The organism is Nitrospira sp. Kam-Ns4a (assembly GCF_965152595.1).
On the sequence record NZ_OZ224218.1, the window covers coordinates 1,056,764 to 1,080,594 of the forward strand.

Annotated in this window: 24 protein-coding genes and 1 pseudogene; 13 read left to right on the plus strand and 12 right to left on the minus strand. The window is 69.4% G+C overall.

Annotated features, from left to right (window positions below; genetic code table 11):
* Nucleotides 1-54: 54 nt before the first annotated feature.
* A complete protein-coding gene (locus ACWHYQ_RS05205) occupies nucleotides 55-1,086 on the minus strand; it encodes an efflux RND transporter periplasmic adaptor subunit (RefSeq protein WP_447974673.1) in 1,032 nt (343 codons plus the stop codon).
* 99 nt (nucleotides 1,087-1,185) lie between these two features.
* Nucleotides 1,186-1,374 (minus strand): YgaP family membrane protein, encoded by a 189-nt coding sequence (locus tag ACWHYQ_RS05210; protein ID WP_447974674.1) that lies wholly within the window; start codon nucleotides 1,372-1,374, stop codon nucleotides 1,186-1,188.
* 335 nt (nucleotides 1,375-1,709) lie between these two features.
* Here ACWHYQ_RS05210 and ACWHYQ_RS05215 point away from each other — a divergent pair, with 335 nt between their 5' ends.
* From ACWHYQ_RS05215 to ACWHYQ_RS05225, 3 genes are all read left to right on the plus strand, one after another.
* Entirely contained in the window at nucleotides 1,710-1,859 is a 150-nt protein-coding gene (locus ACWHYQ_RS05215) for a hypothetical protein (protein WP_447974675.1), read from the plus strand.
* A 169-nt stretch (nucleotides 1,860-2,028) separates the two neighbouring features.
* A complete protein-coding gene (locus ACWHYQ_RS05220) occupies nucleotides 2,029-2,274 on the plus strand; it encodes a hypothetical protein (RefSeq protein ID WP_447974676.1) in 246 nt (81 codons plus the stop codon).
* A 57-nt stretch (nucleotides 2,275-2,331) separates the two neighbouring features.
* Nucleotides 2,332-2,949, plus strand: a complete 618-nt coding sequence (locus tag ACWHYQ_RS05225) for a dienelactone hydrolase family protein (RefSeq protein ID WP_447974677.1) — start codon at nucleotides 2,332-2,334, stop codon at nucleotides 2,947-2,949.
* A gap of 4 nt (nucleotides 2,950-2,953) precedes the next feature.
* Here ACWHYQ_RS05225 and ACWHYQ_RS05230 read toward each other — a convergent pair whose 3' ends face one another.
* Together ACWHYQ_RS05230 and ACWHYQ_RS05235 are read right to left on the minus strand one after the other, a co-directional pair.
* Nucleotides 2,954-3,454, minus strand: coding sequence for a BCAM0308 family protein (locus ACWHYQ_RS05230; RefSeq protein ID WP_447974678.1), 501 nt, complete (start codon nucleotides 3,452-3,454; stop codon nucleotides 2,954-2,956).
* Between the two features lie 78 nt (nucleotides 3,455-3,532).
* Nucleotides 3,533-4,036 (minus strand): phosphoribosyltransferase, encoded by a 504-nt coding sequence (locus ACWHYQ_RS05235; protein ID WP_447974679.1) that lies wholly within the window; start codon nucleotides 4,034-4,036, stop codon nucleotides 3,533-3,535.
* 275 nt (nucleotides 4,037-4,311) lie between these two features.
* On the opposite strand from ACWHYQ_RS05235, the gene ACWHYQ_RS05240 reads away from it, so the two are divergent.
* Nucleotides 4,312-5,055: a DUF2459 domain-containing protein gene (locus ACWHYQ_RS05240; protein ID WP_447974680.1), complete on the plus strand. Its 744-nt coding sequence runs from the start codon at nucleotides 4,312-4,314 to the stop codon at nucleotides 5,053-5,055.
* A 33-nt stretch (nucleotides 5,056-5,088) separates the two neighbouring features.
* Here the strand turns inward: ACWHYQ_RS05240 and rtcA are convergent, their stop codons facing one another.
* From rtcA to ACWHYQ_RS05255, 3 genes are all read right to left on the minus strand, one after another.
* Nucleotides 5,089-6,141 (minus strand): RNA 3'-terminal phosphate cyclase, encoded by a 1,053-nt coding sequence (gene rtcA, locus ACWHYQ_RS05245; RefSeq protein WP_447974681.1) that lies wholly within the window; start codon nucleotides 6,139-6,141, stop codon nucleotides 5,089-5,091.
* A 31-nt stretch (nucleotides 6,142-6,172) separates the two neighbouring features.
* Nucleotides 6,173-6,313, minus strand: coding sequence for a hypothetical protein (locus ACWHYQ_RS05250; protein ID WP_447974682.1), 141 nt, complete (start codon nucleotides 6,311-6,313; stop codon nucleotides 6,173-6,175).
* 106 nt (nucleotides 6,314-6,419) lie between these two features.
* Nucleotides 6,420-7,754 carry a cyclic 2,3-diphosphoglycerate synthase gene (locus tag ACWHYQ_RS05255; protein ID WP_447974683.1) on the minus strand — a complete coding sequence of 445 codons (1,335 nt, stop codon included), beginning with the start codon at nucleotides 7,752-7,754 and terminating at the stop codon, nucleotides 6,420-6,422.
* Between the two features lie 182 nt (nucleotides 7,755-7,936).
* Here ACWHYQ_RS05255 and ACWHYQ_RS05260 point away from each other — a divergent pair, with 182 nt between their 5' ends.
* The 5 genes from ACWHYQ_RS05260 to ACWHYQ_RS05280 all read left to right on the plus strand — a co-directional run bounded on the left by ACWHYQ_RS05260 (nucleotide 7,937) and on the right by ACWHYQ_RS05280 (nucleotide 14,376).
* Nucleotides 7,937-8,854 carry a helix-hairpin-helix domain-containing protein gene (locus ACWHYQ_RS05260; protein WP_447974684.1) on the plus strand — a complete coding sequence of 306 codons (918 nt, stop codon included), beginning with the start codon at nucleotides 7,937-7,939 and terminating at the stop codon, nucleotides 8,852-8,854.
* Between the two features lie 20 nt (nucleotides 8,855-8,874).
* Entirely contained in the window at nucleotides 8,875-9,738 is an 864-nt protein-coding gene (locus ACWHYQ_RS05265; RefSeq protein WP_447974685.1) for a universal stress protein, read from the plus strand.
* Between the two features lie 362 nt (nucleotides 9,739-10,100).
* Complete coding sequence (locus ACWHYQ_RS05270) at nucleotides 10,101-11,849, plus strand: ATP-binding protein (RefSeq protein WP_447974686.1); 1,749 nt, start codon at nucleotides 10,101-10,103, stop codon at nucleotides 11,847-11,849.
* Nucleotides 11,850-11,952: 103 nt separating this feature from the next.
* Nucleotides 11,953-12,735 carry a response regulator gene (locus ACWHYQ_RS05275; RefSeq protein WP_447974687.1) on the plus strand — a complete coding sequence of 261 codons (783 nt, stop codon included), beginning with the start codon at nucleotides 11,953-11,955 and terminating at the stop codon, nucleotides 12,733-12,735.
* Nucleotides 12,736-12,834: 99 nt separating this feature from the next.
* A complete protein-coding gene (locus ACWHYQ_RS05280; protein WP_447974688.1) occupies nucleotides 12,835-14,376 on the plus strand; it encodes an ATP-binding protein in 1,542 nt (513 codons plus the stop codon).
* A gap of 21 nt (nucleotides 14,377-14,397) precedes the next feature.
* Here the strand turns inward: ACWHYQ_RS05280 and ACWHYQ_RS05285 are convergent, their stop codons facing one another.
* On the minus strand, nucleotides 14,398-14,946 hold the full coding sequence (locus ACWHYQ_RS05285) for an adenylyl-sulfate kinase (RefSeq protein WP_447974689.1): 549 nt from the start codon (nucleotides 14,944-14,946) through the stop codon (nucleotides 14,398-14,400).
* Nucleotides 14,947-14,998: 52 nt separating this feature from the next.
* Complete coding sequence (locus ACWHYQ_RS05290) at nucleotides 14,999-16,120, minus strand: phosphotransferase family protein (protein ID WP_447974690.1); 1,122 nt, start codon at nucleotides 16,118-16,120, stop codon at nucleotides 14,999-15,001.
* Between the two features lie 409 nt (nucleotides 16,121-16,529).
* Here ACWHYQ_RS05290 and ACWHYQ_RS05295 point away from each other — a divergent pair, with 409 nt between their 5' ends.
* The 3 genes from ACWHYQ_RS05295 to ACWHYQ_RS05305 are packed head-to-tail and all read left to right on the plus strand — an operon-like array spanning nucleotide 16,530 to nucleotide 19,683.
* Nucleotides 16,530-17,069 carry a cold shock domain-containing protein gene (locus ACWHYQ_RS05295; RefSeq protein WP_447974691.1) on the plus strand — a complete coding sequence of 180 codons (540 nt, stop codon included), beginning with the start codon at nucleotides 16,530-16,532 and terminating at the stop codon, nucleotides 17,067-17,069.
* Nucleotides 17,066-19,501 (plus strand): Lon protease family protein, encoded by a 2,436-nt coding sequence (locus ACWHYQ_RS05300; RefSeq protein ID WP_447974692.1) that lies wholly within the window; start codon nucleotides 17,066-17,068, stop codon nucleotides 19,499-19,501. Before ACWHYQ_RS05295 ends, ACWHYQ_RS05300 begins: the two co-directional genes overlap by 4 nt.
* A gap of 17 nt (nucleotides 19,502-19,518) precedes the next feature.
* Entirely contained in the window at nucleotides 19,519-19,683 is a 165-nt protein-coding gene (locus ACWHYQ_RS05305) for an FmdB family zinc ribbon protein (protein WP_447974693.1), read from the plus strand.
* A 227-nt stretch (nucleotides 19,684-19,910) separates the two neighbouring features.
* Here ACWHYQ_RS05305 and ACWHYQ_RS05310 read toward each other — a convergent pair whose 3' ends face one another.
* Nucleotides 19,911-20,357, minus strand: a complete 447-nt coding sequence (locus ACWHYQ_RS05310) for a CBS domain-containing protein (protein WP_447974694.1) — start codon at nucleotides 20,355-20,357, stop codon at nucleotides 19,911-19,913.
* Between the two features lie 428 nt (nucleotides 20,358-20,785).
* On the opposite strand from ACWHYQ_RS05310, the pseudogene ACWHYQ_RS05315 reads away from it, so the two are divergent.
* Nucleotides 20,786-21,016, plus strand: a pseudogene (locus ACWHYQ_RS05315) (DUF123 domain-containing protein); the annotation flags it as partial.
* Between the two features lie 167 nt (nucleotides 21,017-21,183).
* Here ACWHYQ_RS05315 and ACWHYQ_RS05320 read toward each other — a convergent pair.
* The gene (locus ACWHYQ_RS05320; protein WP_447974695.1) at nucleotides 21,184-22,056 is read right to left on the minus strand and encodes a universal stress protein; all 873 of its coding nucleotides are present in this window, start codon (nucleotides 22,054-22,056) and stop codon (nucleotides 21,184-21,186) included.
* A gap of 2 nt (nucleotides 22,057-22,058) precedes the next feature.
* Nucleotides 22,059-23,690 carry a trypsin-like peptidase domain-containing protein gene (locus ACWHYQ_RS05325; protein ID WP_447974696.1) on the minus strand — a complete coding sequence of 544 codons (1,632 nt, stop codon included), beginning with the start codon at nucleotides 23,688-23,690 and terminating at the stop codon, nucleotides 22,059-22,061.
* Between the last annotated feature and the right edge of the window lie 141 nt (nucleotides 23,691-23,831).

Below are 23,831 nucleotides of genomic sequence, written 5' to 3' on the forward strand. Positions count from 1 at the left end.
GGTCATCTTCACTTCTCTCGAATTCCTCATCAACCATCAACCATGAACCATTTCTCAATTCTGTTGCACGGGCTCGACCCGGACGCCATCCGCACCCTGCGCGGCGTCGGCGAGGATGCGCTCGCCGACGTTCAGTCCGGAGAGGACCTCGACGTCCTGGCCCAGCACCCGCCCGATCTTCACCCAACGGAGCCGCCCGACGTTGTCCGGGCCCACGACGTAGACGCCGGTGAGCTGCCCGCGCTCTACCGCGGCTTTGCTCGGGACGACCAGGCTCTCGGTCACCCCCTTCTCGAGCTGGAGCCGCCCGAACATCCCGGTCTTCAGGCCGGGGGTCGGGGGCAGATCCACTTTGACCAGGAAGGTGTGCGTGTTGGGATCGCCCGTGGGCAGGATCTGGGCCACGGTGCCCGCCAGTACCTTCGCGCCGAGCGCGTCCACGATGACTTGGACCTTGTCGCCGCGCGCCACGGCCTTGAGGTCACCTTCGGCCACGGTGGCCTCCAAGCGGAGGTGCGTCGGGTCCTCCATCCGGAGCAGCGGCTGGCCGGGCGAGGCCAGCTCGCCGACCTCAACCTTCTTCTCGGTGATCACGCCGTCGAAGGGGGCTTTGACGACCGTGTAGCTGAGCTGGGCGAGCGCGGTCGCCCGGCCGGCCTCCGCGACCTTAAAGGCGCGCGTGGCGTTATCGAGTTCCTGCCTGGACACCCCCTCCAGCTCGAAGAGGTGCTGCATCCGCTGGAGGTGCGCCCGGGCGTTCTCCAGCTCGGCCTCGGCGCGCGCGAGGTTGGCCCGGAGATCCCGGCTGTCGAGCACGACGAGCGTGTCGCCCTTGGCGACTGCGGACCCCTCGCGGACGCGGATCTCGTGGATGATCCCCTGGACTTTGCTCGCGAGCGTCGCCTGCGTGACCGCCGCCACCTGGCCGGTCACCTCGACCCAGATTGGCACCGGGACCGGACGCACCTCCAGGACTGCGGCCCGGACGACCGCGGGCGTCGGCGCGGACGCGGCGGGCGGGGCCGGCGCCTCCTCGGGCCCGCAGGCTGCCAGCAGCGCCAACAGGGACACGCTCCACCGCGTCATTCCGCCGGCCTCCGCCGCGTCCCGATCAACAGTTCACACCCGCATCCATTATAGGAGCGTTCTCCTACGCGCGCCACCGACGCCTCCGCAGTCGCCAACTCACTCCCGGACGCCGAGCCGCCGCAGGAGCGCCATCATCGGGCACCAGCCCGTGAAGGCGGACTGGATCAGGTTCACCGCGACGAAGGCGGCAAAATAGTTCCAGTACGGATGCACCGTCGCGCCAAGGACTACGGCCAGCAAGACGAACACGCCGGCGATCAAGCGGAGCCACGCGTTGAGCTTCATGGGCATTCCTCCATCCCTGCTTGCCTGGACTACCGCACCTCACTCACGCGGACGTCCGTCCGTATAGAGCCGACGGATCGAGAAAGGATTCGGGGAGCACATTCAATGCCCGCCTTCACGGGCCGCCCTCCACCATCCCCACCCACCTCCCAGTCGAGGGAGATCCTGCTACAGTCGCCCTGACGCTGCTGTAGCGGAAGGCCACAGCAAGGAAACCAGCCAGCCGCTCCTAGCGAGCAGCTCACAGCAAGGCGCACAGGGCCCTCTGCCAGCAGCACTCTGTTTGTTTTGCTCTCCGCTCTCCGCTCCCCGCTCTCTGCTGTTGGCTCTCCCCGGTGGCACCGCTCTTGCTGGACTACCGGGCAGGACTCGAGCAGGAAGGAGACGCCGTGGATCGTACAACCTGGCTGTGGCTCGGCGCGGTGGTCCTGGGTGCCGCGATCGTCCTCTATTTGGTCTTCTTCTGCCCGACGGAGTGCCATTGAAGAGGCAGTCAGCCGTCAGCCCTCAGCAGGGCTATCACCCCGGCGGAAGCTGGGGTCTAGACTTGTCCTGGATGCCGGCGTTCGCCGAAATGACAGAGTGGGACCTTTCGCCGGAATGACGAAGCTGATTGCTAGAGGACTGAAGGCTCTTCTCCCAAGAGGTGCGATCATGCGGTGCGAACGCTGTCGCGGGCTGATGGTGGTGGACCATTTCGTGGATCTGGCGGACGTGGACGGGAACCTGTGGCTGCGCGCCTGGCGCTGCGTGAACTGCGGCGCCGTCGTGGAGCCGGGTATCCTCCGGAACCGGACGGCCACGCCGTCCCGCATCGCCCGGCTGCTGGATCGCCTGACCGCCAAGGCACGTCGGCTCGATGCGGCGGCCCGCGCCGACGTGGTCCCGATCGGCGTCTGACCGGGGGGCACCGCGGTCATAGCCTCACCGCGCCGGCGCAACGGGCAGGACCGTCCGGTGCTCGTCCCGGCCGCCGGGACGACGCTCCAGGGAGTCCTGGCGCTGCCGGACGCCGCCCGGGGCGGCGTGCTCTTCGCTCACGGGAGTGGGAGCGGGCGCCACAGTCCCCGCAACCGGGCGGTGGCCGCGGTTCTGCAGGACGCCGGCTTTGCCACCCTCCTCCTCGATCTCCTGGACGAGCGGGAGGCCGCCGACCGCCACAAGGTGTTCGACATTGACCTCCTGACCGACCGTCTGCTCGCCGCCGGCCGCTGGCTCGCGCAGGAGCCGGCGACGCGCGACCTCCCGTTAGGCTATTTCGGCGCCAGCACGGGCGCGGCCGCAGCCCTGCGGGCTGCCGCCCGGATGCCCGACCTCGTCGCCGCTCTGGTGTCCCGCGGGGGGCGCCCCGACCTCGCGATGGACGATCTCCCGCGGGTGGCTGCGCCGACACTCCTCCTCGTCGGGGGACGTGACGAGCCGGTCATCGCCCTCAACGAGGCCGCCCTCGCCCGACTCACCTGCCCGAAGTCCCTCGTCATCATTCCCGATGCCACGCATCTGTTTGAGGAGCCGGGGGCCCTAGAGCAGGTCGCCGACCACGCCGCTCGTTGGTTCCGGCGGCACCTGCGATAAAGAATCACCGCGACCACGTCACACGGACGAACTGCTGGTCCTCGTTGTACCGCAGCTCGAGGGTCCCCTGGTAGGAACGGCGCAGCGCCTCGCCGAGGCGCCGGGCGAGATGCACGTCGGTCGTCGTGATCACCGCCCCGCCTTCGGTCTCCTCGATCCGCATGATCCGCGCGAGCGGGTGCTCGGCCTTCTCGCGCGCCTCCTCGTTGCGGACGAGCGCGAGGATCTCCGCCCGGTGGGCGGCGAAAAAGTCGCCGCCCAGCGTGACCTCGCCCGCCGGGTAATGATCGTTGATCCGCCGGCAGGCGGGGCAAAGGGCCTCGTGGACCTGCGGCGGCCGCGCGCTCCACGACCAGCGCCCCTTCTGGAACAGCGCGCCGCACTGCGGGCAGGCGGTGGGCAGCGGGGGTTTCCGCTTGGTGCTATACGTGTCGTGTCGCCATTCCTGGACCGCCCGGTCCCGGCGCGCGAGCCGATTGGCGGGCCGTCCTGGCTGATTCATCATACTCGGTCTCCTTCCCTGAGATTGGCGAGGGGGCCCTCGGCCTCCGGAGCGCGGTGGCGGTGGCCAGGTACCGGAGGGCTAGTTCGTCCTCCACCTGGCGAAAATCCCGATAGTGCTCTCCGACGGCCAGGAATGCGGCGGGGGTCTCGAGGACGACCAGCCGGTCGAGCGCTGGCTCGAGCAGCGCCAGCGTCTCGGGCGGGCCGACCGGGACGGCGCCCAGCAGCCGGGCCGGGCCAAGCCGCCGGAGGGTTTCGACCGCCCAAAGAAGGTCGCGCCGGTGGCGATGCCGTCGTCCACCAGGAGCACCGTCTTGCCAGCGAGCGAGGGCAGCGGCCGGCCTTGCCGGTACACAGCCTGCCGCCGGGCGATCTCCTGCCGCTGCGCGCGGATCGCCGCTTCGAGGTAGTCTGCCGGCGCCGAGAAAACCCGCAAGACCTTCGGTGCATCGGGATGCAAGTACACGGAGCCGGTCTCGGTCACGGCGCCGATGGCGCACTCCGGGTTGCCCGGGGCCCCGAGTTTTCGTACGATGAAGACATCGAGCGGGAGCCGGAGCGCGAGGCTGAGCGCGTAGCCCACCGCGACGCCCTCTCGCGGCAGGGCAGGATCACGCCTTGGGGATCCTCGTAACAGACGCCAAGCCGTTCCGCCAGCCGCACGCCCGCCTCGAACCGATCTTGCCACATAGCCCTGGGCCCCTTCACAGAGCTTCTGCAGGGAGGATGCCATACTAAGAGTCTGCGGGCGCTTCGGCGAAACCGCTGTGGCGCCAACGGATTCGATCCAGAACCTCCGGCGGCGCGCCGCGCCGCTGGGGAATTGGGGGACAGGGCGAGAGGCAGCCCTGTCGCCAAATGCCACGGGCGGGCCCCGGGTTGATCTTCGAGCGGCGCGCGCTCATGATCGGTCGCCTCAGAAAGCTTCCCATGCAGACGACCCGCAGCGCTCCGATCCGCTCACTCGCGGCCGCTGTGTTCCTAGCCGGCACGCTCGGCTGCGCCGGCCCGGTGCCCGGGCTCTGGCCGCCACCGGCCGATGTCCCGACCCGCACGGTCATCGTCTCGCTCGATACCTGGCACGCGATGCTCGCGCTGCCGCTCGAATCCTCTCTGGATTCCGGCACCCATCACGCGTCCCCCGTCACGCTTCACGGTTTCTATGAAGAGTGGGGCTACGCCGAGCAGGGCTGGTACCTCGAAGGCCGCCAGGGCGTCCCCGGCGTGCTGCGCGCGCTGTTCTGGCCTTCCGCTGGCGTGGTCGAGGTCGGCCGGCACGACCGGGTCTGGGCCGACCGGACCCCGCAGCCCCCCGCCGACCGCTTCGCCTTCCTGCTCACGGAGGAGGGCTACGACCGGTTGCGCCGGCACCTGGAAGGGACGATCGCCTCGCGGGAGCCGCTGCTGGTCTCCGGGGACAGCACGTTCTATCCAGCCGTCCGCGCCTACCACCTCTTCCACCAGTGCCACCAGTACGCCGCCGCGGCGCTCCGCGAGGCAGGCCTCCCCCTGTCCCCCGGTTGGGCGCTCACACCCAGCCTGCTCGCGGCGCAGCTCCGCCGCGCGGAACGGCTGGCCGCGGAAGCCGCCGCCAGACGTTGAAGGACAGAGGGGGAGCTGCGGGCGGCATGCCGGTCAGCCGTGGCCGGCCGGGTGAAATCCAACGCCCGTGACCGACAGCCAGCCATCTTGCACCGTCACCGCAGCGCCGAGGAAGATCTGGGCGAGCCAGGCGTTGGTGAGCACGTGGTCGGTGGGCTCGCCGATGCAAAACCGGCTCTCGCCCTCGGCCAGCGCAGCGAACGGAATGATCTGGTCCGCGGCGAACCGGTCCAGCGTCGCCCCGGAGCGGAGCGCCTCGATGATCTGCCGCGCGACGTGCCGGCCGATCGCTTCGGCTGGCCGGCCGATCGCGCCCGCCTGGTCCGCGCCCAGCCGGACGCCGCCTCCGCGGTCGGCGAAGAGCGCGAGTGCCGCGCCCGGTTGCGGCGCAGCGGTATCCTCGCGCCGCTCGACCTCGGCGCGATAGCCCACCCGCGCCAACTCAGCTTGCGCCGTCTCGGCCAACCGCCGGGCGACGCGCCGCTCCACGAGATGCGAGGCCAGCGCGATGCCCCAGACCCGCTCCACGGGTCCGGCCTCCTCCAGCCAGAGGGCCTGCAGAGGCGCACGGGTGGGCGTCACCGTGAGCGCCAGCACGCCGTCCCCCTTCGGCACATAGCCCGGCCGGACGATCTCCACCGACATCGCCAATCCCATGCGGGCGAGCAGCGGCAGGACCACGTGCTGGAGATGGAAGGCCGAGGGCGCGAAGTCCTGGAACAGGCCGCCGCGCAACTCGACCCGGACCACAGAGCCGCCGAACGCGAGCACTGGCGCGATCGCCAGCGCCAGCATGGTCGTCGAGCCGGCCGAGCCGATGTCCCACGTGTACTGGCGGCCGACCGCGAGCGCGCCGGGTCGAAAGACCAGCTCCATCGAGCCCGGCGCCAGCCCCTCGGTCGCGCCGCCCACGAGGCGCGCGATGGCCTCGACGACGCGGACGTGCTGGGGCCGCAGGCCTGGGTTGGGCCGGCCGGCCCGGGCGTTCACGATCCGGACCGCCCGGCCGGTCAATGCCGCATACGCCACCGACTGCCGGACGATCGTCCCGCTGCCGGAGAACCGGGCGCCGTCAATCTCGATCATCGGGCCCCCGCGGCACCGGCGATGCGCACGATCATTCCGCCGACAGGCCGCGCTTGCCCAGCCAGCGCAGGATGAGGGTCTTGATCCGCTGCCGGGTCTTCTCGCGCCGGAGCCGGGCGAACTTCTTGGCCTGCAGCTTGGGGAGGTTCTTGAAGGTGGGTTTCTGCTTCACGGCCGTCCCCCGGGGCCGGTGGCAGACAGCGGACACCGGACAGGCACGATCGTCGCCAGCGTACCGCACCCACCGGGCACGCGCAACGTCCCTCCGCCCGCTCAAGCTACCCGCGGACCATCGCCTTCCGCATGACGCCGGCCAGCGCCTCGCGCAGGGTCGGCGCGCCGATCTCCTCGAACTCGTAGGTGACCCGGCAGGTGGCCTGCGGGATCGTGATGAGCCGGCGCAGATCCACCGGAGTCGCGATGACCACCAGGTCGCAGTCCACGCGATGGATGGTCTGCTCCAGCTCCGCGAGCTGGGCCGGGCCGTAGCCCATCGCCGGCAGCACGGCGCCGAGATGCGGATGGTCGGCGAACACGCGGGCGATGCTGCCGACCGCCGAGGGCCGCGGGTCCACGAACTCCCGCGCGCCGTACCGCAGCGCGGCGAGCAGGCCCGCCCCGTAGCCCATCCCGCCCTGCGTGAGCGTCGGCCCGTCTTCGATGACGAGCACCCGCGCGCCCCGCAGGAGCCCCGGCGCGTCCACCGAGAGAGGCATGGCGGACTCGATGACTATCGCGCACGGGTTGGCGGCGCGCGCGGCGCGGCGTACGGCCTCGGCCCGCGCCGGATCGGCTGTGTCGAGCTTGGTGAGCACGAGCACGTCCGCGCGCAGCAGGTTCACCTCGCCCGGAAAGTAGGCGCGCTCGTGGCCGGCGCGGTGCGGATCGAGCAGGACGATCTCTAGAGCAGGCTCGAAGAAGGCGAACTCATTGTTGCCGCCGTCCCAGAGGATCACGTCGGCGTCGGCCTCCGCGAGGCGCAGCACCCGCGCGTAATCCACGCCGACGTAGACAACGTCGCCGCGGACGAGGTGCGGCTCGTACTCTTCCATCTCTTCGATCGTGCAGTCGGCTGCACGCAGGTCCTCCAGGGTCGCGAACCGCTGGACGGCCTGCCGCTCGAGGTTGCCGTAGGGCATCGGGTGCCGGACGATTGCGACGCGCAGCCCCGCCTCCCGCAGGAGCGCCGCCGCCTTGCGGGTCACCGGGCTCTTCCCGCAGCCGGTCCGCACCGCGCAGACCGAGATGACTGGCTTGGCGGCCGTCAGCATCGTCGCGTGCGGGCCCAGCACGCGGAAGTCGGCGCCCCTGGCGAGCGCCCGCGAGGCCACGTGCATGACCTCCTCGTGCGCCACGTCGCTGTAGGCGAAGACCACCTGCGCGATCCGCTCGCGCTCCAGGAGCGCGTCACACTCCGCCTGGGGCAGGATCGGGATCCCCTCTGGATAGAGGGGCCCGGCCAGCGAGGGCGGGTAGCGCCGCCCCGCGATGGCGGGAATCTGCGCGGCGGTGAAGGCGACGACCTCGTACCGGGGATCGTCCCGGAAGACCACGTTGAAGTTGTGGAAGGCGCGCCCCGCCGCGCCGAGAATCAGCACCTTGATGCGATCCATGTGCCTCTCCTGTGTCCAATTGCCACAGTGCCTCTCCGCCGACTGTGGCAGAAGCGGACCGCCCGGCCGAGTCGAGCTTACGGGAGGCGGCGGCGCTCGCACCGGAACGCGGCACGATTGCTGCAGGATTGGCCAGGCAGACGCCGGCTCATCCCGTGAGCATGCAAAAATCAGGGCAGGTCATGGCCGAGCATCTGAACGTCGAGATCGCGCAGCGGCTGCGGGAGGTCGCGCGTCTGCTTCAGGAGCAGGGGGCGAACCGCTACCGGGTGCAGGCGTACCGCCACGCCGCGGAGACGATCGAGCGGCTGGATCGGCCTGTGACCGCGGTGCTCGAGGCCGAAGGCCTGGACGGGCTGCAAGCGCTGCCGGGCATCGGCCCGAGCCTGGCCCGTGCCATCCACGACCTCGTCGCCACCGGCCGCCTCCCGATGCTGGACCGGCTGCGGGGTGGCGCGGACCCTGTGGCGCTGCTCGCCTCCGTGCCGGGAATCGGCCAAGCGCTGGCCAGAAAGTTGCACGATGACCTTGGGCTCGACTCGTTGGAGGCCTTGGAGGCAGCGGCCCACGACGGCCGCTTGGCTCTGCTGGCGGGCATCGGCGAGAAGCGCCTGGCCGGGATCGTGGATTCGCTGGCGACCCGGCTCGGCCGCCTCCGGCCCCTCGCCCGCCCGGGATCCTCGCCCGGAGCGCCTCCGGGAGAACCTCCAGTCGCCGAGCTGCTCGACGTGGATCGCGAGTACCGCGAGAAGGCGCGCGCCGGCTGGCTGCGGACGATCGCGCCGCGGCGGTTCAACCCCTCGCACGAGGCCTGGCTCCCGATCCTCCACACGCAGCGGGGCGACCGGCACTATACCGTGCTGTTCTCGAACACGGCCCGCGCGCACGAGCTGGGCAAGACGCGAGACTGGGTCATTCTCTACTGCGACACCGGCCACGGCGAGCGGCAATACACGGTGATCACGGCGCAACGGAACCCCTGGCGGGGGAAGCGGCTCGTGCGCGGGCGTGAAGCCGAGTGTGCGGCGTACTACCGCGCCCAGGTGCGCGACGACAGACGACCGGCCCAACCGCTGCCCCGGAAAGCCGAGAACCAATGACCGCACGAAAGGATGGGGCCATGCGCATACTCTTAGCCGTAGACGGATCGGACAATGCCTACGAGGCCGCGCGCGCGGTGGGCCACCTCGCCCCCCCGGAGCGGCTCCTCGTGCTGCACGTGATCGAGGTGCCCAAGCCGGCCTACCCGATGATGCTGCCGGAGGTCGCCGCGGAGCTCTACGCCACTGTGGAGGTCGGGATGCGGGAGGATGCCGAGCGGCTGCTCGACCGGATCGTCTCGGTGCTGCCCCTGCACGCCGGGCCGGTCGCCCGGTGCATCGAGCCGGGTCGGCCGGCCGAGGCGATCCTGGCGGCGGCCGCGCAAGAAGGGGTGGATCTGATCCTCGTCGGCGCGCGCGGGCTGGGACCGGTCAAGGAGCTGGTCTTTGGCAGTGTGTCCCACCGGGTCATCACCCACGCGCCTTGTCCGGTACTGGTGGTGAACCGGCCGCTGCGCGCGCTCGGCCACGCACTCCTCGCGGTGCAGGAGCCGGAGGACGCGGAGCGAGCCGTTGCCTTTCTGGCCAAGAAGCCGTTTCGGGAACCGCCCCGGATCGCCGTCCTCACGGTGATGCCGCTCGCCCAGCCCCTGTGGCCGGTCGGAGTCACGGGCGATGCCATGCTGATGGAGAAGGCGGTCGAGTGCGCACGCCACCTGGTGGACGACGTGGCGGACCGGCTCACACGGCTGGGGTATGCCGCGTCCGGCCTGCTCAACATGGGCGCGCCCGCGGCCGCGATCCTCCAGTCGGCCGGCACGCTGAAGCCGGACCTGATCCTGGTCGGTTCGCACGGCCGCGCCGGCGTCAGCCGGTTCCTGCTCGGGAGCGTGTCCCACACGGTGCTCCACCAGGCGCCCTGTCCTGTGCTGGTCGTGCGGTAAGGGCCGCCCCGCACGCCCGGCATCCGAAGGCGGTCGAGGAAGAAGTCTCCGGTGGCGCGCTCGCGGCGTCCCACTAATCCGTTCGTGATGAGCCTGTCGAACCACGAACCGGAACCCGTTGAACGCGCGGGCCCTCTGGGTGCGCCGGCACCCGCCGCGCTCAGCGCGACGCCGGCCGTCACGATTGAGCCCTTTCCCTGCCTGGCAGCCGGCGGAGCCTTGACTCAGGAGACTCTCGTAGGGTACAAGCTGCGATCGCAGCGCCGAGCTGAGGCTCCACGCTCTCATCCCGCGGGACCACACCATCGGCTGCGGAGGCACGGGTCCTGAACCTGCCTCTGCCACCTCACCGGGAGGGGCTCTTGGCTGCGAGAAGGAGGACCCGGACCCCCGCGACCCGCCGGCGCCCACCGGTCAAGCTGCAGGGGCAACTCTGCGACACCGCCTTCGTCGCGCAGATCGAATCGGCGCTTGTCGGAGAAGTGCCCCTCGCAGACGGGCTCCGCGGCTGCGCCGAGGCCATGGTGCGGCAGCTCGACGCGGCCTTGGCCGGCATCTGGACCCTCGATCCCGCCGAACAGGTGCTCGTCCTGCAGGCGAGTGCGGGGCTGGCCACGAACCTAGAGGCCCGCTATGCCCGGGTCTCTGTCGGCCAGTCCATGATCGGGCTCATCGCGCAGGAGCGGAAGCCCCACCTGACGAACCAGGTCGTCGGCGATCCTCTGATCCTCGACCAGGAGTGGGCGAGGCGGGAGGGGCTGGTCGCCTTCGCCGGCTATCCCTTGGAGACGGCCGGCCGCGTGGTCGGCGTCCTGGCGATGTTCGCCAGGCAGCCGCTGTCCGATGACCTGCCCCAGGCCCTGCAGACGGCGGCCCGCACCATCGCCATGTTCATCGCGCGCGAGCGGGTGCAAAGGGAGCTGGCCCTCGCCCGCGACATACTCCGCCTCGTCGTGGACAACATTCCCGCCTACGTCTTCTGGAAGGACCGCCAGTCGCGGTATCTCGGCTGCAACCGCCTGTTCGCTCAGGCAGCCGGCGTCGGGGAACCGGCAGCGATCGTCGGCAAGACCGACTTCGACCTAGCCTGGCGCGACACCGCGGAGCGCTACCACGCCGACGACCGCGAGGTCATGGAGCGCGGCAGGCCCAAGTTACATTACGAGGAGCCGCAAACGAGGCCCGACGGCAGCCTGCGGTGGCTGCGGACGAGCAAGGTTCCCCTGACCCACCAGGACGGGACAGTCTTCGGCGTTCTGGGCATCTACGAGGACATCACCGAGCAGAAGGAACTGGAAGCGAACGCGGCCCGGCTGGAACGCTTGGCGATGCTGGGGCAGCTCCTGAGCGGGGTCGCCCATGAGATCAAGAATCCCCTGTTCATCCTGACCGGCTACCTCCAGCTTCTGAAGGAGAAGCTGCACTCGCCGGCTGGCGCCGACCTGCTGGCCGACTTGCAGAAAATCGAGGATGCCGCCGGGCGCCTGGCGAAGATCACCGAGCGGTTCCTCCAGCTCGCCCGGGGCACCTCGCCCCAGCAGACCTGGGTCTCGGTGGAAGCCGTTCTGCGGGCGACCCTGGAGTTCTTGGCCAACGAACTGATGCGCAAGCAGATCTGTGTCGTGACGGAGATCGCGGCGGCGCTGCCGCCGGTCTGGGCCGATCCCGGACGGCTCCAGGAGGTCTTCCTCAACCTCATCCTGAACGCTGTCCAGGCCATGACGGCGGCGCACGGGAAAGGGACGCTGACGGTCTCGGCAAAGCTAGCGGCAAGCCACGAACAGCCGGCAGCTTCCGAAGAGAAGCTGTCCGTTGCTAGCGATTCGCGATCGGCTCCTGAGCCGAGCTGGATCGAGGTCCGGATCCAGGACGACGGGCCGGGAATCCCGCCCGACCATCAGGCCCGGCTCTTCGAGCCCTTCTTCAGCACCAAGCCCCCAGGGGAAGGCAGTGGGCTCGGACTCTGGATCGTCCGGTCCAACCTCGCAGCCATCGGCGGCCTGGCGCAGTGCGAGAGCGAAGTCGGCCGCGGCGCCACGTTCATTGTGCGGCTGCCGGTCGCAGGGGAGAGCCGTCAGCCATCAGCCGGCAGCGACCGGACTGGTCAATAACCAGTTGCAATTCTACAGAAGGAGGGCTACACTGCTGCCGCCTTTCTACTTATCTCGGCCTTCTGGCTGAACGCTGATCGTTGGAGGCCCCTAGCCTCTTCCCATGGCCACGATCCTGATTGCGAACGCCGACCACCGGTACGCGCGGATCCTCGGGGACCTGTTGAGCCGCTACGGGCACGAGGTGGTGACGGCCCGCACGGGCGAGGAGGCGCTGCAGCAGTTCGAGGCCCGGCCCCCAGCCGTGGTCCTGCTCGACCTGATGATCCTGGGCTTGCACGGGATCGAGGTCCTGGCGCGCCTCCGGGCGCAGGCACCGCACCTCCCGGTGATCGTGCTCGGCGCCGACGTGCCCCCCGACGTCGAAAGCCGCGCCCGCGAGATGGGCGTCTCGGATGTCCTCCGCAAACGGCTCAAGATGGACGTCATCGTGCAGACCGTGCATCGGGCGCTCCAGCATGCAGGCCGCCCCGTTACCCCGACGCCGGTCCCGGCCGCGCCACCGGCGGCGCAGCCGGCCCTGATCTTGGTCGTGGACGACGAGCCGGAGATCTGCGCGCTGGTCGGCGAGTTCCTCCGCCGGCGTGGCTACCGAACGGCCGCCGCCCACTCGGGCGAGGAAGCGCTGGCGGCGATCGCCAAGGATCTCCCGAACCTCGTGTTGCTGGATATCTACATGCCGGGCATGAACGGCGTCGAGCTGCTGCGGCGGATCCGGACGATGTACCCGTCCTTGGGCGTGATCATGCTCACGGCGAGCCAGGATGAGCCCCTGCTTAAGACGGCGCTGGATCTGGGCGCGTTCGACGTGCTCGCAAAGCCGGTGGATCTGTACCAGCTCGAGACCGCCGTGATGGCCAAGCTGCTGCTGAGCGCCCCCGACTGACCCCCCCTGGGGGCACCACGTAAGTCTTGCACTGGATCGGCAAATCGGCCACAATGCGCCCTCGGCATTCAGGCTCGCCTGCCCCGGCCCGGAGGACGCATGGCCCCACCGCTCCGCATCCTGCTCGTGGATGACGACCCCCAGATCCGCCCGCTCGCCATCAAGATCCTGACCCAGGAGTTTCCCGAGTTCCGGATCGAGCCGATCGAGGACCGGCGAAGCCTCGACGAGGCGCTGGACACGTCCGGCGTCGCCCTCGTGATCACGGATTATCAGCTCTCGTGGGCGACCGGCCTGGAGGTGCTCCGTTCGGTCAAGGCCCGCGACCCGGACTGTCCGGTGATCATGTTCACCGCCAGCGGGAGCGAGGAGATCGCGGTCGAAGCCATGAAGGCCGGGCTGGACGACTACGTGCTGAAGTCGTCCCGGCACCTGATCCGACTCCCGGCGGCGGTCCGCACCGCGCTGGACGCGGCGGCCCAGCGGGCGCGCCTTCGGGACGTGGAGGCCCACTACCGGGCCCTGTTCGAGCGGCTCCCGGTTGGCATCTTTCGCTGCGCCCCGTCGGGCGCGTTCTTGGACGCGAACCCGGCGCTCGTGGAGCTGCTCGGCTGCCCGGACCGGGCGTCCCTGCTCCGCGCCAACGTCAGCGACTTCCACGCCAGTCCGGACACCCACCCCGCCTGGGAGCGGCTGATCGAGTCCGGGGAGGGACTGAAGGGCTTCGAGCTGAGCCTCCGCCGGGCGGACAGCCGGATCATCTGGGTGAACGGGAAAGTGCAGGCCGTCCGCGACCGGGACGGCCGGGTGCTCTACCTCGAAGGCTTTTTCGAGGACATCTCTGATCGCAAGCGGATAGAGGCCCAGGCCGGACACACGGCGCGGCTCGCCGCGCTCGGCCAGCTCATCAGCGCGATTGCGCACCAGGTCAGGAATCCCCTGTTCATCCTGACCGGGTACCTGCAGCTCCTCCGCGAGAAGATCAGCGCGCAGGCGGTCGCGCGCGAGCTGCAGCCCGACGTCGAGGAGGCTCAGGAGGCGGCCCGGCGGATCACCCAGATCATCGAAGGCTTCTTGAAGCTCGCCGCCCCGGCGACCCACCGCAAGGAGCCCTGCTCCATCGCCGCCATCTTCCGGGAGGTCGTTGAGCTGCTCGCCTTCGAATGGGCGGCGAACCGGATCGAAGTGAAGATCGAAGCGGCCCCGGACCTCCCGGCGGTCGAAGCGGACCCGCAGGAGTTGCGCGAAGTCTTCCTGAACCTGATGCACAACGCCTCGCAGGCGATGGCGACGGCGCACGGCGGCGGGACCTTGCGGGTAGTGGCAGCGCAGCGGACCGGGAACGCGGGGACACCCGCACCCCCCCCTCACGGCGAGGGGGAGGGCTGGGGAGGAGGTGCCTGGGTCGAGGTCCGGATCCAGGACAACGGGCCCGGCATCCCGCCCGAGCACCGCGCCCGGCTCTTCGAGCCCTTCTTCACGACCAAGCCGGCCGGCCAGGGCACCGGCCTGGGGCTCTGGACGGTCCAGCGGATCGTGATGGGGCTGCGCGGGACGGTCGCCTGCGAGTCCGAGCCCGGCCGCGGGGCGACGTTCATCGTGCGATTGCCGGTGGCAGAGGAAGGCACGGAGACCCGGTGAAAGGGCGAGGGGGGGCGACACTCAGGTCGCCGCGTCCCCGCGTCGCCGGGCCGCGAGGTAGCCGGCTCTCGCTAGCGCGGCGAGGATCCGATCGGCCGCCTCCTCGGGACCGGTTTGGGTCGTATCAATGCGAACCTCAGGGTGTTCGGGCGGCTCGTAGGGGTCCTGCAGCCCGGGGACGGTGGCCGTCCGCCCGGCTTGGCCCGCTCGGTAGGTGCCCTTGACGTCCCGCGCCATGCACAGCTCCAGCGGACACTCGACCGCGACCTCGAGGAAGCGCGGAATCAGCCGGCGGCCTAGGTCCCGATAGGCCCGGCGGTTGGCGGTCGCGTCGAAGATCACCGTCGTCCCGTGCGCGACGAGCCGGCTGCCGAGGTAGGCCAGCGCCCGGTAGAACAGCTCCCGCTCCTCCAGCGAGTAGGTCGGCTGGGGCGTGAGGACCTTGCGGACCGCGTCGGACTCCAGCACCTCGACCGTCAGCCCCCGCGCCGCCAGCCGGGCCCGCAGCGCCGCCGCGATCGTGCTCTTCCCCGAGGCCGGCAAGCCGGTGAGCCAGACAGCAAAGCTCATGACAGTCTTGGCGCGAAGGGAGCGGCAAGGGGCAAGCGGACAGACAGCTTCTTCACCGTCCAGCCCCTCGCCGCTCGCCACGGGCCTCCAGCCCACAATATCGGTTCACCGCCGCCGGGTCGAAGGCATCGGCGTCGAGCACGGTCTGCACAAAGCGGAAGAGGGCCCGCCGGACATCGAGCGTCAGATTCGGATACCAGAGCGGGCTCGCGACGACGAGGCCGCGGAAGGCGAAGAACGGCGCGGCCGTTTCCAGCACGCCTGCGTCGCCGGTTCGCTCCAGGTAGCGATCCCAGAACAGGCGAAAGAGCGTCTCGAAGGGGCCGCGGAGCCGGCCCCAGCGTTGTAGCGACAGGAGCAGGTAATTGATCGTCATCGCGGTCAGGTCGTCGGCCGGCTCACCCCACTCGCCTCGCGACCGGTCGAGCACGCTGAAGTCCGTCCCCTCGCGGAACAGCACGTTGAAAGGATGGAAGTCCCCGTGAACCTGCGAGAGCCGGTTCGCCTTGTGCCGCAACCGCCACCGCCGGCGATTCGCCGCTTCCTCGATCGAGCGCAGCAGCTCCGGCGTGATGAAGCCGAAGCGGTCCGGATAGCTGTCCGTGAGCCCCATGATGCATTCGCCGTGGCCGATCAGTTCCCGGAGCCGCCGCCGGTAGAGCTGCCGGTCGCGCTTCTTGACCCCGTGGATGGCCGCGAGATAGTCGGCCAGCGCGCGGGCCCGCCGCTGGTCCAGCGCCCCCAGCCGACCCGTCCGCGCCAGGCGCTCGAGATCCAGGTTGTACCCCTTCCCCTCGACCCAGCCGGTCAGGACAAAGAACTCCTTCGCGCGCGCAACGGAAAACAGCGAGCCGTCCTCGGCGAACGCGCCGACGTCGAGCGCGGGGACATGGCGCGGTAGGCGCCCGAACGAATCGTAGTCCCACAGCATCGCCTGTGCGCGGTCGGCCGGATGTTCGTGCCCGAAGGGGCCGGGGCTCATCGTGCCCAGCACGGCGCGCCTGATCGTGCGCCCGACCTGGAAGGTGAGCCGAACCGGCTTGCCGTAGCCGTATTGCTTGTCCGCGCGACCCGACGACGCCTCGCCGATGGGGCCGAAGGACAGCAACCGCAGGGCGGGCCCGAACCGGGCCCGCAGGTACTGTTCGAGATGCTCGCGAGACAACGTCGGCATGGGGACACACGAAGAAGCTCACCGCCGTCAGCTTTCCGCTATCGGCCTTCAGCCTATAGAACAGAGACATAGGAACAAGCAAGAGCTATTCCTTGATCGTCGTCCCCGCGCCCTGCTCCGTCATCCCCGCGGAGGCGGGAGTCCAGAGATGTCCTGGTCTCCACCAGTGCGGGGACGACGGCCAGGGCACTGCTGCATTCGGCTCCACCCGCGGCAAGGCCACTGGGGAAAAACGCGCCAGTGGGGGCGGCCTCGAGCGGCCGTGCAAGCACCGCCGCTACAGCTTCTGTCAATCCAAGGGGTTGGCCGACGGGCCGATCGGGGACGTGGCACAGGCCTTGCGTTGCCTTGCCTCCAGCAAGGCCAGGCGCGCCTCGCCCTTGGCAGCAGACATCACGAGGAGCCCCCAATGGACTTACGCATCGAGAGCCGGAACGTCGAGATGACCCCGCGCTGGAAGACCGAGATCGAATCCCGGATGGCCGACCTGCAGGCCGGCCACGGGGACATCGTCCACGGCCGGGTGACCCTGATCAAGAATCCCCATCACAAGCGGCAGCGGCGCGTCGCCGAAGCCGTGGTCGTCGTCACGCTGCCCGGCCGGCATACGATCACGGCACGTAAGGAGGACAAGACCTTCGAGGAGGCGATCCGCGCGGCCTTCGCGGCCGTGGCCGTTGAGCTGCGGAAATACCGCGAGAAACGGGCCTCCAAGGAGATCCGGCTTCCGCCGATTCCGTTGCGCGGGGTGATCTGCAAGTTGTTTCCCCAGGAAGGGTACGGCTTCATCCTCCAGGAAGGGGGCGGCGAGGTGTACTTCCACAAGCACGCCCTGCACGGGCTGACCTTCGACGAGATGGAGGATGGGATGGAGGTCGCCTTCAACGTCGAGCCGGGCGAGAAGGGCCCACAGGCCACCACCGTAAGCCCGGTGCCAGTGGCGCCATGACCGAGAAGCTCAAGCTCCCGGCCTCCGCGCTCGCCCCCGCCGTGGACCCGGCGTCGCTCGGCTTCGCCGACACGAGCGAGCTGGCACCGATGGAGGAGCCGATCGGCCAGACGCGGGCGCTGGAGGCCCTAGCGTTCGGCCTGCGCATGTCCAGCCCAGGGTTCAACATCTACGTGGCCGGCCCGGTCGGCTCGGGCAAGTGGTCCATCGTCAAGGAAATGGTGCGGCGCCTCGCCCGCGAGGCCCCGGCGCCGCCGGACTGGTGCTACGTCAATAACTTTCAGGATCCCTCCCGGCCCACCTGCCTGTCCTTTCCGGCCGGCCAAGGCCGGGCCTTCAAGCAGGCGATGGCGGGGCTTATCGAGGGGCTGCGGCGCGACATCCCGAAGGTCTTCGAGAGCACACCGTACCTGGAAGCCAAGGCCCGGATCGCCGAGGAGACGGAGGCGAAAAAGCGCGCCCTCTTCACTGAGCTCGCGGACATGAGCCAGGCCCGGGGCTTCGAGTTCGAAGAGACCCCGATGGGCTTCCGCCTTGTGGCGACCAAAGCCGGCAAACCCCTCAAGGACGAGGACCTGGCGAAACTCCCGGAGGAGGCCCAGCGGGAGTTCGCCGAGCGGCGGCGGGCGATCGAGGCGGAGATCCGAGAATTCCACGTCCGGCTCCATGCCCTGGACCACGAGGTGGAACAGCGCATCTTGGAGATGGACCGGCTTGTCGTCGGCAACGTGCTCGACTCCCGGCTGGAGAACGTGCGCCGGTCGGTGCAGGGCCTGCCTAGGGTTCTCGCCTACCTGGACCAAGTCCGTGAGGATATCCTAGCCAACTACAAGGACTTCCTGCCGCGTGAGGCGCCGCCCTTCCCTTTCCCCGTGCCCGGCAGCGGGCGCGGGCCCGACCTGACGCGCTATCAGGTCAATCTGCTCGTGGAGCACGCGCCGGATGCGGGCGCCCCGGTCGTGGACGAGTCGCACCCGACGTATAGCAACCTGATCGGCAAGATCGAGCGCAAAGCCCATCTCGGGGTCGTGTTCTCGGACTTCACCGAGATCACCGCCGGCGCGATCATCCAGGCGAGCGGCGGCTTCCTGCTCCTGAACGCGCTGGACCTCCTGCGCCAACCCTTTGCCTGGGATGCGCTCAAGCGCGTGATCAAGACCCGCGAGGTCAAAATCGAGGATCCGAGCGAGTTCTTCGGCTTCTCGACCACGGGCCTGCGCCCGCAGCCCGTCCCGGTGGACGTGAAGATCGTCTTGGTCGGCCCGCCGGCGCTCTATCATCTGCTCCAGAGCTACGAAGAGGATTTCCAGAAGATCTTCAAGGTGAAGGCGGACTTCGAGGTGGACGTGCCGCGCGACCGGGACCAGGACCGCATGTATGGGCGGTTCGTGGCGCGCCTCTGCCGGGAGGAGCAGCTCCCGCCGTTCGGCGCGGACGCAGTCGCGGAGCTGATCCGCTACGGCCTCCGGCTCGCCGAGCGGCACGACCGGCTGTCGCTCCGCTTGAGCCTGCTGAGCGACCTGGTGCGGGAGGCGGCCTTCTGGGCCGGACAGGCCGGCCGGACTGTGGTCACCCGCGACGACGTCGAGACCGCCGTCGCCAAGCGACGGCGCCGCGCGGACCTCCCCGAGCAGTGGATTCAGGAAGAAATCCGCGAAGGGACGTTGATGGTGGACCTGGACGGCGAGGTCGTCGGACAGGTGAACGGACTGTCCGTGCACGTGCTCGGCGACTACGCCTTCGGACGCCCCGCCCGGATCACCGCACGCACCTTTCCGGGGACGAAAGGCGTCATTGACATCCAGCGGGAAGCCCAGCTCGCCGGCCACGTGCACAGCAAGGGCGTCATGACCCTGGCGGGGTACTTGGCGGGCAAGTTCGCCGGCACCCATCCCTTCGCGCTCAGCGCCACACTGACCTTCGAGCAGACCTATTCCGAAGTCGAGGGGGACAGCGCCGCCCTGGCCGAGCTCGTCGCGATCCTCTCCAGCCTGGCGGAGGTCCCGGTGCGCCAGGCGCTGGCCGTCACGGGCTCGGTCAACCAGCTCGGCGAGGTCCAGCCGATCGGCGGCGTGAACGAGAAGATCGAGGGGTTCTTCGCATCCTGCCGGACGCGCGGGTTCACGGGCACCCAGGGCGTCATCATCCCGGCCCGCAACGTCAAGCACCTCGCGCTGCGCCGCGACGTCGTCGCGGCGGTCGAGACGGGCAACTTCTCGGTGTACGCCGTCAACACGGTGGAGGAAGCCGTCGAGCTGCTCACCGGGGTGCCAGCCGGCGAGCGGGGGCCGGACGGGCGCTACCCAGAGGCGAGCGTGTTCGGCAAAGCGGCCAGGCGCCTCGCGGCGATGGCGGAGGCCGTGCAGGCCTGGGGTGAGAAGAAGCTGGCCGTCCTCAGCCATCAGCCAACAGCTTCCAAAGCTGACAGCTGACGCCTCCCGAGGTGCCCATGCCGATGTCCGAGTATCAGTGCCTGGACTGCGGGAAAGCGTTCCTGCTCGTCCTGACGTTGAAGGAGCACGAGCGCGGAGACGCCGTCTGCCCGGCCTGCGGGAGCAAGCGCGTGAAGCAGCTCCGCACCGACTTCATCGCCCGCACGGCAAAGAAGAGCTAGCTCGCCACCAAGGAGCCGGGCTAATCATCCAGAATCGTCGATGCGTGTGACGGAGGATGGTACCGGGCCCGAAACTCGCACCCGCATCGCTCGCAATAAAACGGAAAGAGACCGAACAGGACGCTGAGGACCCGCCCCCACAGCGTCCGGTGCCGGCGTGACAGGTGCGCGCTGGAGCACCGCGGGCATTGAATCCGCATCATGGAGACCCCGTTCGTGTCGCGTCCTCAGAGACTCGGTGACAGGCCGTAATTGAGGTAGCCGCGCAGGATGTCGCGCCGCGCGACGATCCCGACCAGCGTGCCGGTCACGTCCACCACCGGCACCCGGATCAATTTGCTGGCCCGGAGCACGTGGACCAGTGTGCTCAGGTCGGTCTCCGGCCAGATCGAATAGGGATTGACCGACATGATCTCCTCGGCGGTGATCTCGCTCCACCGGCGGCCCTGCTCGAGCGCCCCCAGGAGATCGAACTCGCTGACGATCCCCACCAGACGCTGCTGCTCGTCCACGATCGGGACGGCGCCGAATCCCTCAATCATCTGTGAGGCCAGCACGTCGGCCTTCGTCCGTCGGTGGCCGACCTGCACGTCCCGTTCCATGAACCGCTCCACGGTCAGTCGGGTGAAATCGGCCAGTTGGCGATCGGACATCGCCGCCTTCTGTTTCGCCATCTCTTCCTCCCGGAGCCCTCGGGCTCGCCCCTGACTGGACATCCAGGATACGTGAGCACGCCTTCCTGCAAGTCGTTAGTTAAGCAAAGGCCCGGCCAGATTGCCCCACGAAGAAAAGCCTTGGAGATCAGGCAGGTTGCGATAGGATACCGGGATCGGACCGGACGACCGGACCGAGCGTCGTGGAGAATCGCCACAGACTGGCGCGGATCGGGGCGTCAAGATGCGACAGCCCGCCCAACACGGGACAGCCCGCAACGCGCATCGGTCCTTGGCCAGCACGCTAGAGGGGTTGGGCCTGAGGCGGGTGCGCTCCCTGCAGACGGTGGCCCGCGCACACGGCGTGGACCTGCGGCTGTTGCGGATCCCCGCCGGGACCATCCGGGTCGGGGCGCTGGGGCCGGTGGCCTTCGCCGGGGGGCTCTTACGGCTACGTCGGCTCGGCCCGTGGTGGCTCGGCCCCCCTCGGGCATCGGCTCGCCCGGCACCTGCGGTGCCGGAAGGTCCGCCGTTGGCACCTTGACTACCTCACCGGCCATCCGCGCGTCCAGCCTGTGGCCGTCTTCGTCGGCGACAGCACCCGGCTTACTGAGCCGGCGCTCGCTCGACTGTGCGTGGCCCAGTTCCCCGTCATCCCGCGCTTCGGCAACAGCGATCTTCGCAGCCGGTCCCGGGACATCTGTACCTGTTGCAGGAAGAGCCGCCCCGCCCGCCACTCAGGGGCCGCGCGACTGACACACCCGGCGACCCGGGAGGCCAGGCTGAACCGGCTCACGCCTAAGCTGTGGCGCCGCCGTCCGCCGCCGCGCGCGGCCGGAGGCGCGTCTCAGCGGACGATCAGCACCGAACAGGCCGCGTACACCAGGACTTTCTGCGAGACGCTCCCCAGCAGCAAGCGCTTGATGGCGGTCGCGCCGCGCGAGCCGACGACGATCATCTGGGCCTCGTGGCGGACGGCGGAATCCAACACGGCCAGGGCCGGATCGCCGTGCAGCAGCTCCGTAGCGATCTCGTAGGGCCCCCGTCTCAGCTGCTCGGCAACGCGGTCCAGCAGCTCCTCGCCCTTCTTTTCCACAAACGCTCCGAAGTCGGAAGAGCCGGCCGCGCCCGCGCGCACGCCGATGGCTTCCAACGGCCGCTGGGGCCACACGGTCACGACCGTCACGTGCACACGCCCGCGGAACGGGCCCGGAGCCAGCAACGCGATCGTCCTCAGCGAGGGTCCCGATCCGTCGATCGCGACGACGAGGCGGTCCAGCGTCGCAGGCGTCTCCTTCACGACGAGCACCGAACACGGCGCGTAGGTGGCCACCTTCTGCGAGACGCCGCCGAGCAGAAACGACGGCGTGGCCGTCATCCCCCGCTGCCCCACGATGATCAGGTCCGACCGCGCCTCTTCGGCGGTCGCGATGATGCTCTCCGCCGCATCCCCGACGTCCGCGATGAGCCGGAGCTGCCGACACCGCCCTTCCAGGTCTCGCCCCATTTCATGCAGGACGCGCTCGGCCGCCTCGGACACTTCCTTGCGATAGGCCTCCAGACAAGCGGCCGGCATGTCCGGGGAAATGTAGGCATGTCTGAGCGCGTCCTCGTCCACGACGTTTAGAACGTCAAGCGTCGGGGGCTCGCTGAAGTGCCGGATCATGCCGGCGGCGTTCCGCGAGTCCGGCGACGCATCCACGGCGAGGAGAATGCGCACGGCTAACGAGTTCCCTGCGCCGCAGCCAGCAACTCACCGGCCAAGTCAATCGGCACCGCGAGGTGCAGCCCGCTGAGCCGCTGTAAGGTGGCGTGGTTGACGGCGACGACCCATCCGTCCCGGTTGAAGATCGGGGCCCCACTGCTCCCGGTGGCAGCGGCGGCCTCATAGGCGACGTGGGTTGCGGTCACGCTGGCCACAGACCCCCGTGTGACCAAGGGGCGAATGAGCCCCCGCTTCGACACTTCCTCGGCGAGCCTTCTGGGATCTCCGTGCGTCGCGTTCAGGATCTCCTCGCTCGTCGTCTTGGACGCCCTGGCCAGCAGGGTATCGAAGCTCCCGGGATAGCTGAGCATGACGATCGGCTCGCCGGCATGGACGATGGCGCCGCTGGGCGCCAGGACGAGCGGCGGCATGCCCTGGGGGGGCCGATCCGTCTGGAGCACGGCGAGATCGGTCCGCTCTGACAGGGCCGCGACTGTCGCGTGGTAGGGCGCCGGCTGATCGGGAAAGAAGAGCCGCAGCACGAATAGCTCGGGCTCGAAACCGGCCTCGATGGCCTGCCGAGCTGGCTCATACGCTTCCCACATGCGGACGAGGTGGCGATTCGTGACGACGGTCCCGTGGCGGTCCACGAGAAAGGCCGTGCCGGCGAAATAGATCACGACCGGCGGCGCGGTGCCTTCCACCGTCACCAGCGTATTGCCGTCCTTGTCCAGGAGCGGATTCCCCTGCGCATCGAACCCCTGATAGCGCAGGGGCCGTCCGGTGCCGTGCTCCCGAAACCCATAGCCCCCCTGCAGCAAGGCGACCCCGCCTTCAAACCGTCGAACGATCTCTTCCGCAAGCGTCCGTTCCTGCTGCAGCGCCGCCAGTTGCCGACGCAGGGCGCGAAGGGCCCGCTCGGATTTCCTGGCCGCTTCCTGGTGGGCGAGCGCCGCCTGGAGACTTGCAAGCAGCGCTTCCTGCCGGCGTTCGAGCTCCGCGGCCGCCTCCCGCTCGTGCTCGATGCGCCGCTCCATCTCCACCTGCGAGAGGCGCCCCCGCTCCAACTGGCCAATCAACTCCGCCATACGCCTTTCCGTGGCAACGACCGCCTGATGCTCGCGGTACGCCAGGACGCCCAAACCGACGACGACCGCCACGGGAACCATGAGCAGGACGGCGGCGCCGACCTTCACCGCCGGGGACGCGTACCGGACGATGTCGCGCAGGATGTGCGTGGCCAGATACAGGCAAGACAGGTATCGCGCATGCGGCATGCGGACGACGATGTCGCGGGAGTCCGCGACGATGGTCTTCAGCGGCTTGGTGAGCGGCGCGCCGTTGGGCGAACAGTGAAACCGGACCTGCGGACCGCCTTCCCCGAACTGGATTAGGTCACCGTCCCTCAACGCCGACTCGCTTACCCGTTGCCCGTTGACGAACAGGGCGTTCTGGCCACTCCGGTCGCGAATGATCGGCGTGTGGTCTTCAACCGACAGCTCGGCATGGACCGGGCACACGGCGGCATCAATCACCGGGTCGAAGGCGACCCCGCAGGCGTCCCCGATCCCGAACGACACGGACTCCGTGTTAAGGAACAGGGTCCGGCCGCGCAAGCTGCCGGTGAGCGGGTACAGCATCATCCGCATGGCGTCTCGAGTGGCCAGGCCCCGTAGCATACGCGGATGGCTGGGGGCCACCTTCCCTGTTGTGCAGAGACCATGCCAGGCACAGACAAGGCCGTCGCCCGCCAGGCGCGCCCCCGAGGCCAGGCTGGGCGCTGGCGTGAT

What these genes read in the sequence shown, in the direction of transcription:
- ACWHYQ_RS05240 (WP_447974680.1), top strand. Translation starts at nt 4,312, where the DNA reads ATGCCACGGGCGGGCCCCGGGTTGATCTTCGAGCGGCGCGCGCTCATG.
- ACWHYQ_RS05220 (WP_447974676.1), top strand. Translation starts at nt 2,029, where the DNA reads ATGCGGTGCGAACGCTGTCGCGGGCTGATGGTGGTGGACCATTTCGTG.
- ACWHYQ_RS05265 (WP_447974685.1), top strand. Translation starts at nt 8,875, where the DNA reads ATGCGCATACTCTTAGCCGTAGACGGATCGGACAATGCCTACGAGGCC.
- ACWHYQ_RS05300 (WP_447974692.1), top strand. Translation starts at nt 17,066, where the DNA reads ATGACCGAGAAGCTCAAGCTCCCGGCCTCCGCGCTCGCCCCCGCCGTG.
- ACWHYQ_RS05210 (WP_447974674.1), bottom strand. Translation starts at nt 1,374, where the DNA reads ATGAAGCTCAACGCGTGGCTCCGCTTGATCGCCGGCGTGTTCGTCTTG.
- ACWHYQ_RS05285 (WP_447974689.1), bottom strand. Translation starts at nt 14,946, where the DNA reads ATGAGCTTTGCTGTCTGGCTCACCGGCTTGCCGGCCTCGGGGAAGAGC.
- rtcA (WP_447974681.1), bottom strand. Translation starts at nt 6,141, where the DNA reads ATGATCGAGATTGACGGCGCCCGGTTCTCCGGCAGCGGGACGATCGTC.
- ACWHYQ_RS05255 (WP_447974683.1), bottom strand. Translation starts at nt 7,754, where the DNA reads ATGGATCGCATCAAGGTGCTGATTCTCGGCGCGGCGGGGCGCGCCTTC.
- ACWHYQ_RS05280 (WP_447974688.1), top strand. Translation starts at nt 12,835, where the DNA reads ATGGCCCCACCGCTCCGCATCCTGCTCGTGGATGACGACCCCCAGATC.
- ACWHYQ_RS05260 (WP_447974684.1), top strand. Translation starts at nt 7,937, where the DNA reads ATGGCCGAGCATCTGAACGTCGAGATCGCGCAGCGGCTGCGGGAGGTC.
- ACWHYQ_RS05295 (WP_447974691.1), top strand. Translation starts at nt 16,530, where the DNA reads ATGGACTTACGCATCGAGAGCCGGAACGTCGAGATGACCCCGCGCTGG.
- ACWHYQ_RS05275 (WP_447974687.1), top strand. Translation starts at nt 11,953, where the DNA reads ATGGCCACGATCCTGATTGCGAACGCCGACCACCGGTACGCGCGGATC.
- ACWHYQ_RS05310 (WP_447974694.1), bottom strand. Translation starts at nt 20,357, where the DNA reads ATGGCGAAACAGAAGGCGGCGATGTCCGATCGCCAACTGGCCGATTTC.
- ACWHYQ_RS05230 (WP_447974678.1), bottom strand. Translation starts at nt 3,454, where the DNA reads ATGATGAATCAGCCAGGACGGCCCGCCAATCGGCTCGCGCGCCGGGAC.
- ACWHYQ_RS05205 (WP_447974673.1), bottom strand. Translation starts at nt 1,086, where the DNA reads ATGACGCGGTGGAGCGTGTCCCTGTTGGCGCTGCTGGCAGCCTGCGGG.
- ACWHYQ_RS05325 (WP_447974696.1), bottom strand. Translation starts at nt 23,690, where the DNA reads ATGCGGATGATGCTGTACCCGCTCACCGGCAGCTTGCGCGGCCGGACC.
- ACWHYQ_RS05290 (WP_447974690.1), bottom strand. Translation starts at nt 16,120, where the DNA reads ATGCCGACGTTGTCTCGCGAGCATCTCGAACAGTACCTGCGGGCCCGG.
- ACWHYQ_RS05305 (WP_447974693.1), top strand. Translation starts at nt 19,519, where the DNA reads ATGCCGATGTCCGAGTATCAGTGCCTGGACTGCGGGAAAGCGTTCCTG.